This is a genomic window from Streptomyces aurantiacus JA 4570, from assembly GCF_000414115.1.
Taxonomy (GTDB): domain Bacteria; phylum Actinomycetota; class Actinomycetes; order Streptomycetales; family Streptomycetaceae; genus Streptomyces; species Streptomyces aurantiacus_A.
In genome coordinates this window covers 1-17,965 of record NZ_AOPZ01000059.1, presented here as the reverse complement: position 1 = coordinate 17,965, position 17,965 = coordinate 1, and the positions used below count along the sequence as shown (strand labels likewise).

Below are 17,965 nucleotides of genomic sequence, written 5' to 3'. Positions count from 1 at the left end.
ATCCGCGGCCCACCGGCCGCCGGACCCCGCCCCCGAACCCGCCCCCGCCGGGGCGCCACCGCGGACGGACCGGTCCGTCGAGACCGCGACCGCCCCGCCGACCACGGAGACCCTGACATGGACGAGAACACCCGCTACCAGGTGCTGCGCAACGACGAGGACCAGTACTCGCTCTGGCCGGCCGACGTCGACGTACCCGCCGGCTGGCAGGCCGTCGGCAAGGAGGGCACGGAAGCCGAGTGCTCCGCCTACGTGGACGAGGTCTGGACCGACATGCGCCCGCGCAGCCTGCGTGAGCGGATGGAGAACGCGGAGGCATAGCCCTCGCCCCCTCACGCCATCACCACCCTCGTGCCGCACTTCCCCCCGCCACGCAGCGCGGCCACTGTCACCCCGTTTACCCGCACTGCTGGAGGAGTTCGCCGATGACGCCGACACTGCACAGCGAACGGCTGGAGTTCACGCCGTACCGATCAGAGGACGAGGACGCCTTCGTCGCCCTCCTGCGCGACGAGGAGGTGCGCCGCTGGATGGGCCAGGACGAGGTGCCCGAGGAGGACCTGCGCAAGGCGTTCCGCGCGATCCTCACCGACATCTACCCACAGGGGCTGTTCGACGTATGGGGCCTGTGGCACGAGGGGAGGTACGTCGGCCACGCGGAGGTCAAGAAGACGGGCAACGTGGACGGCCACGAACTCATCACGGCCCTGGCCCCCGGCCACTGGGGCAAGGGCCTGGGCACCGAGGTGGTCCGCACCCTCCTGCGCCACGCCGCCGACAACCTGGGCCTCAAGGAGGCATACGGCATGGTGGGCGCCGAGAACGCCGCCAGCCTGGCGATGGCCGAACGCCTGGGGTTCCGCCACGTACGCGACGTGGTGGGCGACGACGGGTCGGTGACGAAGATGGTGGTGATCTCGACCACCGAGGAGGCGTGACCCACAGGCTCACGTGAGAGGCGGCCCTGCCGTTCGGCGAAGCTCCCGGCGAGTTCGTCAAGGGACGGCAGGGTTGCCCCTCGCGCCGCCGGACTACTGGCGGCTTGCCGCGGTCCTGAGCCTGGCGACGGCCGCGGCGACGACCATCAGTGAGGCAAGGGCCGCGACGGCGGCCGACAGCGCGGGCAGGGGAGACGGCACGCCGTCGGGCCGCAGCACGTAAAGGAGCGACGTCGAGTCCACCCTGCCCTCGACGAGGTGGGCGATGGTCAGCGCCCCGGCCACGAGGGTGCTCAGCACGGCCGCGGCGGGGGACTCGGTGAGGCACAGGGCGATGCCGACGGCCGCGCAGACGGCGACCACGCCGAACGCCGCGGCAAGGCCGAACGACGGGGCGTCGGCCCAGTTCCCCGGGAAATGGGCCACCGCGCAGAGCACGAGGACCACCCCGGCCAGACGGCGCAGACACAGCAGGGGCGTGACGTGGCTCGCCCGGGTCTTCTCCGGGAAGAGCAGGGCGGCCGGCTCACCGGGACGGGCGGCGGGGAGCCGGCGTCCGGCGCGAGGGGCGCCATCGCCGCGTCCGGCGTGCGGGCCGCCGCGGCCTCGGCCGCCTGGTCGTCGCCGAGCCGGCTGATCAGCTGCACCAGATCCTCCACGGACCTGGCCGTCGCGGCGGCCTGCACCGCCTGGGCGCTCGTGTGCGGGTCGTGCGGCGGGCGGTGCAGCAGCAGCACGAGCCGGCTGACCTCGGAAATGGGGCGCTCCTCGGCGGCACGCCGGATCGCGTCGTCCATGTGGTCCACGGGATGGTTCGGCGGGCCCAGCTCCTCCACCAGCCGGGTGACGTCGTCCACGGAGCGGACCACCGCGGCCGTCCGCAGCACCGACGCCGCCATGGTCAGGCCCTCGGGGGTCTGCTCCAGCAGGGTGACCAGGTGGACGACGTCGTCCAGGGACCTGGAGACGGCGGCGGCGTGTATCAGCTCTTCTATCGCGTCGCCGCCGCCGGGCTCGGTGCCGTCGTCGCCTCCGGGCTCCGTCAGGAGTGACGTGCCGCCCGGGGCCGCCTGCGCGGCGGGGCGGTGCGACGTCGTGCCGAACTCGGCGGTTCCCCAGTGGAGCGCGGTCGGATCCAGGAGTTCGCCCGTGCCGGAATTCGCGGGTCGGGCAGAGAAAGACTCGGGGGTCATGTCTGCTTCTCCACTTCTTCTCCACTACAGGGGGCGTTCCCACCATGAGGGGGCGTTCCCACCCCGGTTTGTGAACGTCTAACTGTTCTAAGCACCCTCCTCGCACTCCGCCACCCGAGAAACCGCCGACGGGCGTTCTCCCGGCGCGTCGCCCGGGCGAATTCAACGGTGGGCGTTCGGCCTGCGGTGCGGCGGCTGGTCCGGAGTGGGGCGGGGCCGCACGTCCGGGATCTCCCGGCTGCGCGACTCGTCGGCGGCCAGGACGAGCGGCTCACCGTAGTGGCTGATGGACAGCTCCGGTCCGGCCAGAAGGGTGTACGTGACGGCCGTGGCGTGCACCTCCACGCGCAGGCACCGGCCGAGAACCTGCACGTTGAAGGCGATCCGGCTCAGATTCTGCGGAAGGCGGGGTGTGAACGCCAGCGTGTCCGCGTCCTGGCGCATCCCTCCGAACCCGGCGACCAGGGCCGTCCACGTGCCGGCGAGGGAGGCGATGTGCAGTCCGTCGCGGGTGTTGTTCTCCAGGTCGTCCAGGTCCATCAGCGCCGCCTCCACCACGTAGTCGTAGGCGAGGCCCAGATGACCGGAACGGGCCGCGATGATCGCCTGGCCGCAGGCCGACAGGGAGGAGTCGCGGACGGTGAGCGGCTCGTAATAGGCAAAATTGCGAGCCAATTGCTCCTCGTCGAAGAAACCGGGGCACGTGTACATCGCGAGCACCAGGTCGGCCTGCTTGATGACTTGTTTCCGGTAGAGGTCGAAATACGGGAAGTGCAGCATCAGCGGATACTGGTCGGGCCGCGTGGCCGCGAAATCCCAGTGCTGGTAGCGGGTGAATCCGGTGTGCTGCTCGTGCACCCCGAGATCGTCGTTGTACGGGATGTGCACCGCCTCCGCGGCGTCCCGCCACGCCGCGCTCTCCTCCTCGTCGACGCCGAGGGCCGCGGCCTGCTCCGGGTGGCTCTCGACGAATTCGGCCGCCGCCAGCAGATTGGAGCGGGCCATCAGGTTGGTGTACGTGTTGTCGTCGGCGATCGCGCTGTACTCGTCCGGGCCCGTCACCCCGTCGATGTGGAACGCCCCGTGCACGTCGTGGTGGCCGAGCGACCTCCACAGCCGGGCCGTCTCCACCAGCAGTTCGCCTCCGGTGTCGCGGGCGAACTGCCCGTCGCCGGTGGCGGAGACGTAGCGTACGACGGCGTCCGCGATGTCGGCGTTGACGTGGAAGGCGGCGGTGCCGGCCGGCCAGTACGCGGACCCCTCCGAGCCCTCGATGGTGCGCCAGGGGAACGCCGCTCCCCGCAGGCCCAGTTGCGCGGCCCGCTCCCGCGCCGCGGGCAGGGTCGAGTGGCGCCAGCGCAGCGCCTCGGCGACCGCGTCCGGCGAGGTGTACGTCAGCAGCGGCAGGACGAACGTCTCGGTGTCCCAGAAGGCGTGCCCGTCGTAGCCCGAGCCGGTCAGGCCCTTCGCCGGGATCGCCCGCTGCTCCGCCCGCGCGCCGGCCTGCAGCACGTGGAACAGCGCGAAGCGGACGGCCTGCTGGATGCCCTCGTCGCCGTCGACCTCGACGTCCGCGTGGGACCAGAAGGCGTCCAGGTACGCGCGCTGCTCGGCCACGAGGGCCGGCCAGCCGGCGTCGGTGGCCGCCGCGAGCGCCGCGTCCACCTGGTCGCTCACGGCGGGCAGGGACCGCGTGCTCGACCAGCCGTAGGCCACGAACTTCTCCAGGCGCAGCCGCTGGCCGGGTTCGAGGACGGAGGTGACGGTGAGCCGGGCGATGTCGTCGCCGGATTCGCTGCTCGACCGGGTCCGGTCGGGTCCGTCGACGGTGTGATCGGCGGCCGCGCCGACCCGCAGCCCGCTGCGCCGGGTGGCGTGCACGAGGCGCAGCCGCCGGCCGCCCGCGAAGTGCTCCTCCGGCGCGAGCGGCGATTCGAGGACGGCCGCGGCGCGGGGATCCTTCGGCGACGTCGGGAGCTGCTCGTTCGCCACCAGCTCCGACTGGACCACGACCCGGACCTCGCTGTCGACCGCCTCGACCTCGTAGGCGACGGCGGCCACCGACCGCTGTGTGAAGGACACCAGACGGGTGGAGCGCACCCGCACGGTGCGGCCGGCCGGGGAGGTCCACTCGCAGGTGCGCCGCAGCACCCCCTCGCGCAGATCGAGCACCCGCTCGTGGGACACCAGGCGGCCGTAGCGCAGGTCGAAGGGCTCGTCGTCCACGAGGAGGCGGATGACTTTGCCGTTGGTCACGTTGATGACGGTCTGCCCGGACTCCGGGTAGCCGTAGCCGGCCTCCGCGTAGGGGAGCGGGTGGAGCTCGTGGACGCCGTTGAGATACGAGCCGGGCAGGCCGTGCGGTTCGCCCTCGTCGAGGTTGCCGCGCCAGCCGACGTGGCCGTTGGACAGGGCGAACACCGACTCGCTCTGCGGCAGGACGTCGAGGTTCAGGACGTTCTCGCGCAGGCACCAGGGTTCGACGCCGTACGACGCGTGCGTGATCATGCCTCTCCTCCCAGTTCCGCGAGGTCGCGCACGACCCGGTCCGCGCCGTGCGCCCGCAGGGCGTCCGCCTGGCCGACGCGGTCCACGCCGACGACGTAGCCGAAGTGGCCCGAGCGTCCCGCGTCCATGCCGGCCAGCGCGTCCTCGAAGACCGCGGCCTGCGCCGGCGCGACGCCGAGGTCGGCCGCCGCGGCGAGGAAGGTGTCGGGCCGTGGCTTGCCCGGGAGGTGCCGCTCGGCCGCGACGACGCCGTCGACGCGCACGTCGAAGAGGGGCTCCGCGTCGATCGCGCGCAGCACGTCGCGGCAGTTGGCGCTGGAGGAGACCACCGCCGTGCGCAGGCCCGCGGCCCGCGCGGCCTCGACGTAACGCAGGGTGCCGTCGTACGCCTCGACGCCGCCGGTGCGGATCTTCTCCAGGAGGATGTCGTTCTTGCGGTTGCCCAGGCCCTGGACCGTCGGCCGGTCCGAGGGGTCGTCGGGCTGCCCCTCGGGCAGCTCGATGCCGCGGGAGGCCAGGAAGGAGCGCACCCCGTCGGCGCGCGGCTTTCCGTCCACGTACTCGTCGTACTCGGCGACCGGATCGAACGGCTGGAAGCCGTCGCCCTCCCGCTCGCGCAGGAACGCGTCGAAGGCGTCCTTCCAGGCGGCCGCGTGGACGACGGCCGTCTTGGTGATGACCCCGTCCAGATCGAAGAGGCAGGCCCGGACGCCGTCCGGGAGACCGAGCTGTGTCAGGTGAGGACCGAGCTTCGTCATGAAGGACACTTTCCCGGCAGACACGCATACACGTCCTGCCTCTTCCGCCGTTCGGCCGGGCGGGCGATTTTCCCTGTGTAGGCGGGTGTGTCCCAGTTCACTCCCGGTGTGGGCGCGGGGCCGGAACAAACGGTGGGGGCCGGCCGTTGTTCCGTACGTGGCTGCGGAGGGGACAGTGTCCCCGGGCCCACTCATAGCCCACAGGGACGATCGTTCGGCTGAAGCCCTGTGGAGCCCTTCGCCGAGAGGCGACCGCCCTCCGCCGTCACCACCTACCGCCCCGGCTGGTCTCCCCCGTCCAGCCGGGGCTTTCCCGTGCCCGGGGGCCCCGGGCCACTCGCCCTGACCGTATGGCGACGGCTCGGCGAGTGCGGGCGTCAGGCGTGGTCGTCGGGCGCGAGATCGGGACGCAGCCGGTGCCACACCGGCTGGCGCAGCAGGCCGGCGCGGGTGCGGGTGCTGAAGCGGACCTCGGCCACGAGCCGGGGCAGCACCCAGCGGGCGCCGGGAACGGCCGGCGGAGGAACGAAGGGGCAGGTGTCGTCCGCCGCGACGGCCAGGAGCTCGGCCAGGACACCGCGCTCCCGCTCGCTCCACCCGCTGCCCACGCTGCCCAGATACCGCAGCGCCCCCTCATGGGGCTCGCCCACGAGGACGGCCCCCGGGGCACCGCCCCGACGTCCCCGCACGGGCACCCAGCCGCCGATCACCGCGTCCACCGTGCGCACGTTCCTGACCTTGATCCAGGAGGGGGAGCGCACCCCGGGCTCGTACACCGAGTCCAGGCGCTTGAGGACGATGCCCTCCAGGCCCTGGGAGCGGGTGAGCTCCAGTGCCTGGCGGCTGTGTCCCGGCACGGAGGCCGGCACGGACCAGCGGGCGCCGGGGGTCACCAGCCGCCGCAGATACGCGCGGCGCCCGGTGTACGGCAGTCCGGTCAGCAGGTGCCCGTCGAGGAACATGACGTCGAACAGGACCAGGTGGACGGGGTCCTGGGCGGCCAGGCGGGCGGCGCGGGCCGGGGAGGCGGGCCGGGGAGGCGGCCAGGCCCATCCGGGGCTGGAGGCGGGCGAAGTCCGGCCGGCCGTGCCGGTCGAGGGCGACGATCTCCCCGTCCAGCACGGCGGGCCCGGGCAGATGGTCGCCGAGGCCGCGGAGTTCGGGATAGGCGGCGGTGATGTCGGCCCCGGAGCGTGCGCGCAACAGCAGTGAGCCGTCGCCGGGCAGGTACACGATGGCCCGCTGACCGTCGTACTTCGTCTCGGCGCTCCACAGGTGATCGGCCCGCTGGGGCGGGAGCGGCCCGGACGAGGCGAGCATCGGGGCGATCTGCGGCAGGGCGGCCATGATCCAGGACTCGCCCTCCGGTTCACCGTTCAAGCGCGGGCGGGTCTTCTCTCGCCCGGACAGACCACCGCGGCCGCCGCGCGCCGGCGGTCGACCACCGAAGGCATTGCCCAGCTCGACTTGCCATAACGGCAACTTGCGTTGCCAAGGGGGGCTGGTTGATTGCAACCTGGTGACCAGTCAAAGGCCAGCGATACACAGGAGGTTGCACGATGAGCACCTACAAGGACGCCGGGACCGGACAGGGCACCGACGGCAAGCGCCCCCTGAACAACCGCGTCCACCACGTCCGGGCCGGTGAGTTGGACGGCTACGCCGCCATCAGCGGCGGCACCGTCGGCTCGAGGAACCTCTGGATGGGCATGGTGGAGAACCCACCGCTGAGCGCGACGGACAACCACCACCACGGGGAATCGGAGGCGGGGATCTACGTGGTCAGCGGTCATCCGGTGTTCGTGTACCACGACGGCACGCAGGAGGTCCGGATCGCCGCGGGCCCCGGCGACTTCTTCCTCGTCCCCCCGAACGTCCCGCACCGGGAGGAGAACCCCGACCCGGACGGGCCCGCGGTCGTCGTCATCGCACGGACCACGCAAGAGCCGATCAAGGTCTCCCTGCCTGAGCTGTACCAACTCCAGGAGGAAGAAACGAAGTAGCCACCAGGGCGCGGGGCGGGCGGGCGAGACGTCAAGGGCCGGGCGGGCGCGACCTCAGGGGCTGGGCGAGGGCGGGACCTCAGGGGCAGGGATACGGCCCGTCGCCCCACTTGGCCCGCTCGTCACCCCGCGCCACGGTTCCGCACAGCAGCACCGTCCTCGGCCCGCGCTTGCCGTCACGCTCCACGCCGAGCAGCTTCCCCTCGGTGAGCCGGCCGCCGCCCGCCGCGCCGTGCGCGTCGATCCGGCCCGTCGCCCCGTCGAAGCCGCCACTGCCCAGGCCCTGGTAGAGCACCCCCTGCAACAGCCCTCGGTCGAGGCGCTCGTCGTGGCCGCCGGTGCCGCGCCACGCCTGGTCGACGCCCTCGGCGAGATAGCGCATCGCGTCCCAGCCGATGGCCACATGGGCGTCGTCGCGCATCGTCGACGTACGCGTGCCCTCGTCCTTGCCGTACTCGGCGTCGTACGCGGAGAGGAAGGCGGCGGCCTCCCCACTGTCGCGAGTGAGCGCGGCCGCTCGGCCGTGCGAGACGTAGTACAGGGTCAGACCGCCGAACACCTCCCACGGCCTGCGCTCCTCGGAGAGGGCGGTCGTGAGGTCGTCGTTGCCCAGCACCACGATCTCCGGGCAGTCGCGGGAGATCCGGGCGATCTCGCTCAGGAACGGCTGGAACTGGCTGCCGCGCGCCGCCCACACCACGGCCGTCCGCGGCTCACGGGCCACCGCGCCGCACACCTCGCGCGCGAGATCCTCCACCGCCGTGACCTCGCGGCCGGGCAGGCCCCGGGACGCGGGCGGCGGTTCCGGCGCGTCGGCCGGCGTGTAGAGCAGCACGTCGGTGCCCTTGGAGCCGTACGCCCCGCGGAACGACGAGGCGAGACTCGCGCTGTAGGCGTCGGCCGGATCGGCGACCAGCTGGACGCGGCGCGCACGCTTTCCGTCCGCCGCCAACGGGGCGTGCCGGGTGAAGGACGCCATGACGGCGGCGGCACGGGAGTCCGTCGGCGCCATCTGGTAGTAGTGCCCGCTCTGCCGGAGCAGCGCGTCCGCCGTGCCCGACGTGCCGACCATCGGCATGCCCGCGTCACCGAGGATCCGGATCGCCTCGTACGTCTTGCGCCTGCTCTGCCCGAATCCCACGACGCCCACGATCGACCGGTCGCGCTCCGCGAGCCGCACCACCCGCCGTGCCACGTCCGGGGCGTCCTTGAACCGGTCACCGGCGTTCGCCGCGAGCACCCGCAGCGGCACCCGTTCCCCGGAGCGCAGCGCCTGCGCGTTGATGTGCCCCTGGGCGATGGCGATGCCCCGCAGCTCGGCCAGCGTGCCGCCGCGCACCGGGTCCTCGGCGTCCTTGCCGCCGCTGAGCGGCCCGAAGTAGACGACCGTACGGCTGGCGGGCCCGCCCGTGTCCGTGCGGCCCGAGAGCTCCTTGTCCATCTCGCCGTTCTGCCGCTCGATGAGTTCGAGTACGTCACGCAGCGCCCGGTCGCCGCTGTCCTTGCCGAACGACGCGGCACCCTCGGCGACGCCCACGCACTGCCCGTCGGTGCCGAGGAACGCCGAGCCGCGGCACGCGTCGGCGTCCGCCTTCCTGAACGGCCCCACGCCGATGCCCGTGACGGCGAGGACCAGGGCCAGCACCCCGATCGTGCCGACGATCTCCGCGCGCGGACCCCAGCGCTTGGACGGGGGCGCGAGCGTCGGCCTGCGGCGCAGCCAGTACGTCGCCGCCGGATCGTCGTCGGCTCCCTCGTCGACGGGCACCACCATGCCGGTCGGGCTGCCCGGCGCGGTGCCGTGCTCGGCGGCATTGGCCAGCTCGGCGCCCGCCGCGGACAGGGTGGCCACCTCGATGTCGGGGATCCGGTGCGCGAGGGAACGCACGCCGGCGGCCACCGCCACCACCGACGTGCACCTCAGATCCTCCGTGGCGGACCGCAGCTCGCGCAGGAACCGCTGCTCGCGCGAGTTCTCGCCGCCCGCCTCCGCGACGAGCAGCACGAAGCGGCACACCCGGCGCCTGCGCCAGGGATTGAGCAGACGCTTGCGGCAGGCGGAGTCGAGGTCGGCGAGCAGCCCGTGCACCAGAATGCGGTCGAACTGCTCCGGATCACCGCCGTGCACCAGATCGCGCGCCGACCGGAAGAAGTCGGCCGGCGGTGTGCCCTGCTGAAGGCGCGCCCACTCCGCGTACCACCGCTGCCGGCGCGCGCTGCCCAGCATCAGCCGATTGGCGCGCCGTACGTAGACGGCGCGCGGAAGGCGCTGGAACAGCGGACCGGCGACGAAGTTCCAGAGCAGTTCCAGCAGCGTGCCGCCACTGGCCTGGTCGCGCCCGCCCAGCCACCACAACACCCGGGCGAGGGACGACACTTCGCGGTGCCCCGCGTAGGCATGGTCCTTCAGCTCCGAGTCGTGCTGCTCGCCGAGCCCCTCGACGGGCGGTGCGGTGACGATGGAACGCAGCAACTGGTAACAGGGCAGCCGGAGTTTGCCCGTGCCGTGCGGCATGGTCTCCACCAGTTGCCGAGTGAGCTGCGAGAACAAGTACAGCTGTCCGAGGACGGGATCCTCCGGGGGCGTCCAGGCCGGATGGCCCGGGCCGCGCAGATACGCGTGCGACGCGAGCCGCGTCTCGCGGCCGTGCAGGCGTTTGTGCAGCCCGGCGACGATCCGCTGCCCCTCGCGTCCGTCACCCGGCTCGCTGAGCAGCACCACCGGTACGCGGCCGCGGCTGCGCCGGGGCTGCGTCACCAGCCGGTCGAAAGCCTCGACGAAACGCTCGACGCCGGTGAACGCCGGCACTCCGGCCTCTGACCGCCCCGTAGACACCATGAGCCCTCTCTCCCCCCAAGTAAGGCATCCAGCCGTCTTAGCACCGTCGCGGCGAGGTTCGCAGCGCCTTTCGGAAGTCCCTGCCCGAAGCGCGCGAACACGCATACGCGCCGGAGGAGAGGACGATGGTGGGCGCGGGTTCGCGGGACCGGACCCTGGGGAGGTAACCGGCATGCGGGACCTGTTGCGGACGGCGCATGCCGTGGTCGTGGGGGTGGAGCGGTATGCGGGCGGGTCGGTGTGGAACCTGGACGGGCCGGTACGGGACGCGCTCGCCTACGCGCGCAGGCTGCTCGACGCCGGGCTTCCCCCGGAGCGGCTGACGCTCCTCGCGTCCCCGCTGCCCGCCAACAGCGCGGCGGTCGAGCGCAGCGGCCTCGATCACCGGCCCGCCGACCGCGAGTCCGTCCATCGGACCCTGTTCCGTGAACTGCCCGCCAGGAGCGGCGAGTTGTTCTTCCTCGCCTGGTCCGGGCACGGCCTGGTGGATCCGAGCGGGCGGCGCCGGCTCCTGTACGCGGACGCCGTGCCCGAAGACATCCGCAGCCTGGACCTGGACGCGGCGCTCTCCGCGTGGCGCTCCGACCTGGTCCCGTCCTTCCCCCGCCAGCTGTGGCTGATGGACGCCTGCCAGGTCTTCGCCGACCCGGCGGGCGTGGGCGGTGCGCTGCGGCCGGATCCGGTGCCGGTGGGGACGCTGCGCGAACGAGCCGGGCAGTACGCGCTGTTCGCGTGCGCGCCGGGGCAGACGGCCAGGGAGGGCGGGAGCGCCGGAACCGGCCCTTTCACCTCACAGGTGCTCGGCGTCATGGACGAGTTCATCGAAGGCGGCGTCGACAAGCGCTCCGTGAACGACGGTTGGCCCGGGGACCCGCAGGCCGTCGTGGAGGCCCTCCGGGAACGTATCAACGCCGCCGGAGCCGCGGGGGACACCCGCCAGACGCCCACATACTTCTGGCACTCGGGCCCGGACGGCCAGAACGAGCGCTGGTCCCGCCCGCATCCTCCGTCGCCGCCGGTCCTCGCCGCGCGCCCGTCCCGCGAACAGCGAAGGCGGCTGCTCGACACCCTGGAGCGGGTGCCGGCGATGGCCGACCCCGACACGCGCTCCAGCGTGATACGGCAGCTCCCGCCCGACATCGCGGCCAGTGTGCCGCGCCCCACGGTCACCCGCTTCGCGCTCCTCGACCTCATCGACACCTGCCTGTCCTTCCCCGGCGGGCTCCACGAACTGCTGGACGCGCTGGACATGGTGGACGGCGGGACCACCGCGGGCGCCGCGTTCGCAGCCGCAGTGCGGGACGTGACGGGACCGCCCTGAGGGCCCGGCGGCGCGCGAACGCCGCTGGTACAGAGGCGACTTGCGGCATTCGCGGCTCGAAAGGATGTCTGAGACACGGGGTTTCCGGTCTTCCCGGGCGGGGAGATGATGGGAGAGCAGCGGGTCGGCGTCGGCCGCATCGACCCGGACGCTGGGAGGGCAACGGCACCATGGAGCACGCCGACAGCGCCATCGAGTCCGAACTTCTCGACCTCGGGGGAGTGCCGCTTGAGCAGCTACGCGCGACGAACTGCCGGGAACGGGTGGCCGACAAACAGCGGCTGCTGCGCAAGCTCGATCAGCTCGACGTCAACTTCGGCGGTGACGAGCCGACGTGACCCGGGCGGAACGGCATGGGCCGCGCCGCGCACGGCAGCAGCCATAGGGCCGGTCCATGCCTCCTGATGCTTCGCCAGGCGGCGTCGCCCCGGTCCGTCGGTGCAGCCTCTCTGCTGCGGACTTCGACACCCTGGCCGGAGGCGGCGGTGGCCCCGAGCTGCTCGAGAGCCTCTGGGGGGCGGAACGCAGCCAACGGCTCCTTCTGCTCGACCTGTTCCTGGACCTGGTCGCGGAGTGCCCCGAGACGCTCGGCCCCCTGCCCGCCGCCGACGAGGCGTGGCGCCTCCTGCTCCGCGCGGAGGCGCAGGACCGGACAGCGGTCGAGGACCTCCTGCTCCGGCCGGAGACCGGACTGTGGCTGACCGGAGTCCTGCGCCGACTCCGCGGCGGGGCTCCTTCCCCCGTGCCCCGAGCCGCCCCGGGCGACAGCCCCTCGGACCTGGATGCCTCGGACCTCGACGCCTCGGACCTCGACGTCCCCGTGTGGACCGACGTCGGCCAGTTCCACGCGCTCGCCGCCGCCGCGGCCATCCGTGCCGGGCTCGACTTCACCGCGGTCGTCCCCGCGCGCCACGGCACCGTGGTGGTGCCCTCCGTGGGGCGGGCCGTGTTGCCAGGAGCGTACGGACGGGGGCGGCAGCCCATCTGGGGGTGTGCCCACCTGACGTACCGAGAGGGCGAGTTGGCCGTCTCGCTGGGCGGACGGAGTGTGCGGTCGGAGCAGCCGGGCGGCGGACCCGGCACCGGCTGGGAGCCCGTGCGCACGGCCACACTCCCGCTGCCCGGCACGGAGGCCACCGTCCTCCTCGACGACCTGGGCTCGCAGCGCATCGTCCCGACGCCGAGCGGTCTGCCCCCCGAGCGGCTTCCCGACGAGGAAGCGCGGCAGTGGACCGACCTGCTGCGCGAGGCGGGGCCACTGCTCGCCGAGGCGGACGCCCAGTCGGCCAGAGACATCGCGGCGCTGTTGCGCAGCATCGAGCCGCTGCCCTTCAGCGAGAACGAGCGGCTGAGCAGCGCCACGTCGGGGGACGGCGTCGGCCGCCTCGCCTCCGGGCTGCCCGCGGACGCCCTCCAACTGGCCGCGGTGCTCGCCCACGAGATCCAGCACAGCAAGCTGGCTGTCCTGATGCACCTGTACCGGCTGTACGAGCCGGACGACGGCAGCCTCTTCTACGCTCCCTGGCGCGACGACCCACGGCCGTTGCGCGGACTCCTCCAAGGCGTATACGCGTTCACCGGAGTCGCGCGCTTCTGGCGCGGCTGGAGCCGGCACCTGGGGGGCGGCGAGGAGAGCGCCGCCGCACACTTCGAGTATGTGCTGTGGCGCCGCCAACTCCTGCGAGCCACAGGGGAGTTACAGCGTCACCCCGGCCTCACCGCCCTGGGGCGCAGGGTGATCCGGCGGCTCCGTGAGACGATCGCGGGCTGGGGGCCGCCGGACCCCGCGCGGCCCACGCACGCGATGGCCGAGGACGCGGCCGACCACCATGCGCTGACCTGGCGGCTGCATCACGTGGCGCCGGATCCCGCGGTGGTGGAGGCACTCGCGCGGGCCTGGCCGCGGCCGCTCACGCCGCTGGACACCGGCACACCGCGGCTCAGCCCCGACCCCGCGGTGCCCCGCCTGGACACGGTCATTGCCCTGCATCGACTGCGCCTCTCCGATCCGGGCGCCCTGAACAAGATCGCAGCCTCACCGCCGGACGTGACGGCCCTGGTTCCCGGCGCCTCCGGTACGGAGCTGCTGCATGTGCTCGGTGACACCGAGGGCGTCCGTCGGCTGAGTACGACAGCTGTCCTGGAGGGGTCGGAGAATCCGTCCTCGTGGGCCTGTCTCGCCCTGACAGTGCGCGGTCCGGTCCTCCAGGGAACACCGGAGTTGGCGCGTGCCGTGTACGCGGGCGTACGAGACCGGGACGGGACGGCTCCCGACCCGGTCTCCTTCGCCGCGTGGCTGGACGGTGTCGTACGGACGCTCTGAGACGTCAAGGACGTCGAGGGGGCCGGAAACGTCGGCCCCGGCCCGTTACACCGGCATGGGGTCGATGTCGCAGTTCGCCCGCCGCCACGCCACCGCGTCCGCATACGCGGGGTGCTGCTCACCGAGCACCCGCGCCAGCCCGTCGACCGCCGCGCGGTGCTGGGTCTCGGAGTCCTCGGCGCGGCCGAGGGCCTTGAGGTCCTGCGCCAGGTTGCCGGTCAGCACGTGTACCGTCGCGTGGTTCTCGCCGAACACCCGCGTCGCGACCTCCAGCGTCGCCTGGTCCATGCCGAGCGCCGCGGCGGCGTCCCCCTGGGCGAACATGTCGCCGGCGAGGTTGATCCGGCACACCAGCGTGTCGGGATGCTCCTCGCCGAGGGTTGCCACAGAGCGGGTGAGCGCCGCCTCGTTGAGCTGACGGGCCGCGTCGACCTTGTTCAACAGACGGTACGTGATGGCCAGGTCCACGTTGGCCTCGGTGGTGTACGGATGCCCGGGGCCGAAGATCTCCACATACAGGTCCCGGGTCTGCTCGCCCAACTGCATCGCGTCCTTCAGCTCGCCCAACTGCCGCAGGTCCACGGAAAGGTTGAGCGAGGCGACCAGGGAGTCCGGGTGGCGATGGCCGTAGCGGCTGAGGAACTCCTTGCGGGCCTGCCGGGTGAGGTCGGCGGCTTCCGCGTGGCGTCCCGCCTTGCGCAGGGACACACCTAGGCGGGCCAGGTTCCGCAGGGTGTTGGGGTGGTTCGCGCCGACCTGCTGCCGATAGCGCTCCGTGACCCCCTCGAAGAGCTGCACCGCCGTCAGATACTCACCGAGCTCGCGCCGGTCGAGCGCGACACTGCTCTCGCTGAGCAGGCTGCTGAGCGCCTCCTCGCCGAACATCTGCGCCTTGCGCTGCCAGGTCTGCTCGTCGAGTTCCAGAGCGTCCTTGAACTTGCCGTTGACACGCAGGCTCACGGCCAGGTTGTGGGCGTGGACGAGTGTCTCCGGTTCGTCGTCGCCGTACTCGCGCAGAGCGCGCTGGTACACCTCCTTGTTGACCTGGAGCGACTGCTTGAACTCACCGCGCGCGCGGTGGTCGGCGGCCACCTGGGACTGGGTCATCAGGAGCTCTTCGCCCGCGTCGGAGTCGGATTGCTCCAGGACGGCGAGCATGCGCTGGCTGAGGGCGGCGCCCTCCTCGAACCGGCCCATGGCCCACAGGACGTACCGCAGATGCCGCGTGAGCAGCAGTGTCTGGCCGTCGTCCTCGCCGTGCAGCTCGCACCACAGGGTGTATGCCTTCTCGGTGAAGTCCCTGGCCCCTTCGTGGTCGCCCCACCAGAAGAGGTACTCGGCCACGCTCTGGACCATCTGCCGTACGTTGCGCGAGGGTGAGCGCATCGCGTCCGACACCAGGACGTGCGGGTACAGCTCGGCGAAGCGGGGCCAGTGCGCCGGGTCCTGCGGGTTGCGGGGGGTGTTCGCCGCGAGCAGCAGATGCGCCCCGTGCTGCATGCGGTCCCGCTGTTCCTGCGTCATACGGGCGATGAGCACCGCCTGCACCAGACGGTGCATGGAGATCGAGTTGGTGCGGTGGTCGATCTTGGCGAGGGAGTAGCGGTTGATCTCACGGATCGCCCGGCCGAGCCGCAGCGGGTCGGTGAGCGCGCGGTCCAGGTCGGGGGCGATGGGCTCCACGGGCGCGCCGGAGAACAGCGGCCGGGAGATGGGTTCGGGAGCGAAGGACGAGCAGACCTGCAGGAGTTGGAGGGCCGCCGCGTTCTTGCTCTCGAGGTGGTCGAGGGACACGTTCCAGGCCGTGGCCACGGTCTCTTCGTAGTGCGTCGGAGGTGAGACCGTCATGAGCTCGGCCCGCTTCTCCTCGAAGAGCCGCAGATATTCGGAGGCCGGCATGCCGGTCTCAGCCCGCCAGGCGGACGCCTGCTCGACGGCGAGCGGCAAGTCGCCCAGCACGGCGGCGAGTTGATCGGCGTCGCTCTCCGGCAGGTCGGGGTTGCGGCGCTGCAGGAGATGGATGCTCTCCTCGCGCTTGAAGACGTCGACCTCAAGGGGGTGGGCGAGCGTGTTCCACTGCGGGTTGCGTGAGGTGACGAGAATGGAGCCGATCGGCCCACTGCCCGGCGTGGTGGGGAAGTACCCCTGGACGGATTCGGGGCTCTCGGCGTTGTCGAAGACGAGGAGCCAGTTGCCGTAGGGCCGGCCGGTGCGGAGGGCTTCGAGGACCGCGGGGACGGCCGTGTTGGCCTCCCCGGTCACGGGCAGGGAGAGCCGTTGGGCGAGCTCGACGAGGGCCTGGGCGATCTGGGTGGGCCGCTCCGCGGGGATCCACCACACGATGTCGTACCGCGAGGCGTTGCGATAGACGTATTCCAGGGCGAGTTGGGACTTGCCCACGCCGCCCATGCCGTGCAGGGCATGCGGAAGGACCGCCGTGGGGCCCTGGCCGAGATCCCGTTCGAGCTTCAGCAGCAAATCCTCGCGGCCGGTGAAGACGAGGTTCCGCGGCGGCATGTTGCCGAGCACCGCCGGGCGGACCGCCGTCGTGCCATGAGGTGGCCTGTCCGGCGACGCGGCCCCTTCATCAGGCGCCGGGGTGGCGGTCCCTGGGGCAACCGTGGTCACTGTCGTGCCTCCTTGGCGTGGGCCTGTGCTGGGGTCGTTCCGGCTCTCGTGTGTAGCGCGGGAATGCATTATGCCGGAACCTTTTCGTGAATCAGTGATGGTTGTGCCGCGCGCCTTGATCTCATTCAGCTCTGATGACTCCATTTGAGCTGTGATGAGCCCGCGGAGGCGGTTTGCGCGGCGCAGATGATGTCCGCCGAGCACGGCGAGTACGGCGTGCTCGGTGGTCCTGAAACGCATGTTGTCCCAGGTGACTTCGGGGTCACCTGATTCCTCGCGGCCGTCGAAATGGGCGAGGAGTTCGCGTGCCGCCATGCTCTTTGGTGCAAGAGTTTCGGCTGCTTTGCGTGATGCCTGCAAGGTGGTGCGTTTGGTGCTCGCCGCCAGTAATTCTTCGCGGACACCGGGAAGAAATATGTAGCATCGCCCGTCGCCGGGTAAGGGTTCGACGAGTCCGCTCATAAGAATCTCGGCCAGGTGTTCCGGGCCTGATTCCGGCAGTGTCTCGCGCTGGATCGTGGTGATGACCGGAAGGTCCAGCGGGACAGCGGCCAGCCGCACGGCGAGCGCGAAGGCTTCCGGCGACGCCCACACGCGAAAGCGCGCCACCTTCTCCGCAGGGGTCTCCTCGCGGGGAAGCCGGCTCGACTCGGGCAGGAGGTCGGGTTTCTCGCCCGGGGTCACCAGAGTGGCGGCGACATCCGTCCAGCGCGGCTCGTCGCCCGCCACGAACCGCGCCCAGGGCGCCAGCCAGTCGCCACTGACCTCAAGGACGGGCACGGGAAAGCTGCGCGCGCGGCGCAGCGGATCCGCCCACGCCTCGGCGCCGTAGCGCTCCAGGGATTCCCAGCGCACCTCGCCGTTGCCCACCCACGGCCCCGAAGCGCGCAGGCGCACCCGCTCGGGCAGCAACCCGGTGCGGTGCCACAGGCGTTGGGGCAGGGTGTTGAGGACGGCGAGCGGCTGGTGGCGTCCCCAGACGGCGAGGACGGCGCGCACGGCGCCCGTACGCCAGGCGGGCGCGATGCCGTCGGTGAGGACGAACACGATGCGGCGCCCGGTCAGGTCGACCAGGCCGCGGACGGACTGCGGCCTGCCGCGCCCGTCCGGGCCGCGCAGCACGACGCCGTCCGGGTCCGGCGACGAGGTGTCCAGGCAGCGCAGTTCGATGTCGCGAAAGCCGCTGTAGCGGCGCAGCACGGCGGCGAGGCGCAGCGCGGTGTGCCGCCACACCGCCATGTGGGGGGCGCTGTCCACGACGAGCACGGCGTCCCAGCGGCCCTCGGGGGCCGGGCGCAGCACCGGGGGTAACCAGGGGGCCTCGGCGAACCGCTCGGCCGTGCCCTCCTCGTCGACCTCTTCGGCGGCCGAGGTACGGGCGCGCTGGCGCAGGGGGCGCAGGGCGCGCCCCAGGGCGGCGGCGTCCAGGCCCTGGCGGCGGGTGCGGGGGCGGG

Annotated in this window: 14 protein-coding genes and 1 pseudogene; 7 read left to right on the top strand and 8 right to left on the bottom strand. The window is 72.2% G+C overall.

Translation table 11 applies throughout. The features are described 5' to 3' along the window. The first annotated feature begins 117 nt into the window (after window positions 1–117). On the top strand, window positions 118–321 hold the full coding sequence (locus STRAU_RS07615) for an MbtH family protein (protein WP_016639677.1): 204 nt from the start codon (window positions 118–120) through the stop codon (window positions 319–321). 104 nt (window positions 322–425) lie between these two features. Then, the gene (locus STRAU_RS07610; protein WP_016639676.1) at window positions 426–938 is read left to right on the top strand and encodes a GNAT family N-acetyltransferase; all 513 of its coding nucleotides are present in this window, start codon (window positions 426–428) and stop codon (window positions 936–938) included. Between the two features lie 93 nt (window positions 939–1,031). Here STRAU_RS07610 and STRAU_RS07605 read toward each other — a convergent pair whose 3' ends face one another. The 5 genes from STRAU_RS07605 to STRAU_RS44895 form a co-directional block, all read right to left on the bottom strand. Continuing rightward, a complete protein-coding gene (locus STRAU_RS07605) occupies window positions 1,032–1,238 on the bottom strand; it encodes a hypothetical protein (RefSeq protein ID WP_016639675.1) in 207 nt (68 codons plus the stop codon). Continuing rightward, window positions 1,232–2,131 (bottom strand): hypothetical protein, encoded by a 900-nt coding sequence (locus STRAU_RS07600; RefSeq protein ID WP_016639674.1) that lies wholly within the window; start codon window positions 2,129–2,131, stop codon window positions 1,232–1,234. Before STRAU_RS07600 ends, STRAU_RS07605 begins: the two co-directional genes overlap by 7 nt. 162 nt (window positions 2,132–2,293) lie before the next feature. Further along, on the bottom strand, window positions 2,294–4,639 hold the full coding sequence (locus STRAU_RS07595; protein ID WP_016639673.1) for a glycoside hydrolase family 65 protein: 2,346 nt from the start codon (window positions 4,637–4,639) through the stop codon (window positions 2,294–2,296). Further along, window positions 4,636–5,397 (bottom strand): HAD family hydrolase, encoded by a 762-nt coding sequence (locus STRAU_RS07590; RefSeq protein WP_037658038.1) that lies wholly within the window; start codon window positions 5,395–5,397, stop codon window positions 4,636–4,638. The genes STRAU_RS07595 and STRAU_RS07590 overlap by 4 nt, the downstream gene beginning before the upstream one ends. A gap of 377 nt (window positions 5,398–5,774) precedes the next feature. Beyond that, on the bottom strand, window positions 5,775–6,359 hold the full coding sequence (locus STRAU_RS44895) for an ATP dependent DNA ligase (protein WP_016639671.1): 585 nt from the start codon (window positions 6,357–6,359) through the stop codon (window positions 5,775–5,777). On the opposite strand from STRAU_RS44895, the gene STRAU_RS44890 reads away from it, so the two are divergent. Next, complete coding sequence (locus STRAU_RS44890) at window positions 6,358–6,609, top strand: hypothetical protein (protein WP_472980049.1); 252 nt, start codon at window positions 6,358–6,360, stop codon at window positions 6,607–6,609. The two genes, STRAU_RS44895 and STRAU_RS44890, sit on opposite strands and share 2 nt — an antisense overlap. On the opposite strand, the pseudogene STRAU_RS44885 reads toward STRAU_RS44890, so the two are convergent. Continuing rightward, window positions 6,538–6,717: pseudogene (locus STRAU_RS44885) on the bottom strand (ATP-dependent DNA ligase); the annotation flags it as partial. The gene STRAU_RS44890 and the pseudogene STRAU_RS44885 overlap by 72 nt on opposite strands. Before the next feature lie 239 nt (window positions 6,718–6,956). On the opposite strand from STRAU_RS44885, the gene STRAU_RS07580 reads away from it, so the two are divergent. Continuing rightward, a complete protein-coding gene (locus STRAU_RS07580) occupies window positions 6,957–7,400 on the top strand; it encodes a cupin domain-containing protein (protein ID WP_016639670.1) in 444 nt (147 codons plus the stop codon). 79 nt (window positions 7,401–7,479) lie between these two features. Here the strand turns inward: STRAU_RS07580 and STRAU_RS07575 are convergent, their stop codons facing one another. Continuing rightward, window positions 7,480–10,239: a type 1 periplasmic-binding domain-containing protein gene (locus STRAU_RS07575; protein WP_158692027.1), complete on the bottom strand. Its 2,760-nt coding sequence runs from the start codon at window positions 10,237–10,239 to the stop codon at window positions 7,480–7,482. Window positions 10,240–10,411: 172 nt separating this feature from the next. On the opposite strand from STRAU_RS07575, the gene STRAU_RS07570 reads away from it, so the two are divergent. The 3 genes from STRAU_RS07570 (at window position 10,412) to STRAU_RS07565 (ending at window position 13,883) form a co-directional block, all read left to right on the top strand. Further along, complete coding sequence (locus STRAU_RS07570) at window positions 10,412–11,560, top strand: effector-associated domain 2-containing protein (RefSeq protein ID WP_016639668.1); 1,149 nt, start codon at window positions 10,412–10,414, stop codon at window positions 11,558–11,560. Between the two features lie 170 nt (window positions 11,561–11,730). Then, window positions 11,731–11,898, top strand: coding sequence for a hypothetical protein (locus STRAU_RS42290; protein WP_016639667.1), 168 nt, complete (start codon window positions 11,731–11,733; stop codon window positions 11,896–11,898). A gap of 56 nt (window positions 11,899–11,954) precedes the next feature. Beyond that, complete coding sequence (locus STRAU_RS07565) at window positions 11,955–13,883, top strand: HEXXH motif domain-containing protein (RefSeq protein WP_016639666.1); 1,929 nt, start codon at window positions 11,955–11,957, stop codon at window positions 13,881–13,883. 45 nt (window positions 13,884–13,928) lie between these two features. On the opposite strand, the gene fxsT is transcribed toward STRAU_RS07565, so the two are convergent. Next, window positions 13,929–17,924, bottom strand: a complete 3,996-nt coding sequence (gene fxsT, locus STRAU_RS07560; protein WP_310592230.1) for an FxSxx-COOH system tetratricopeptide repeat protein — start codon at window positions 17,922–17,924, stop codon at window positions 13,929–13,931. Window positions 17,925–17,965 lie beyond the last annotated feature (41 nt).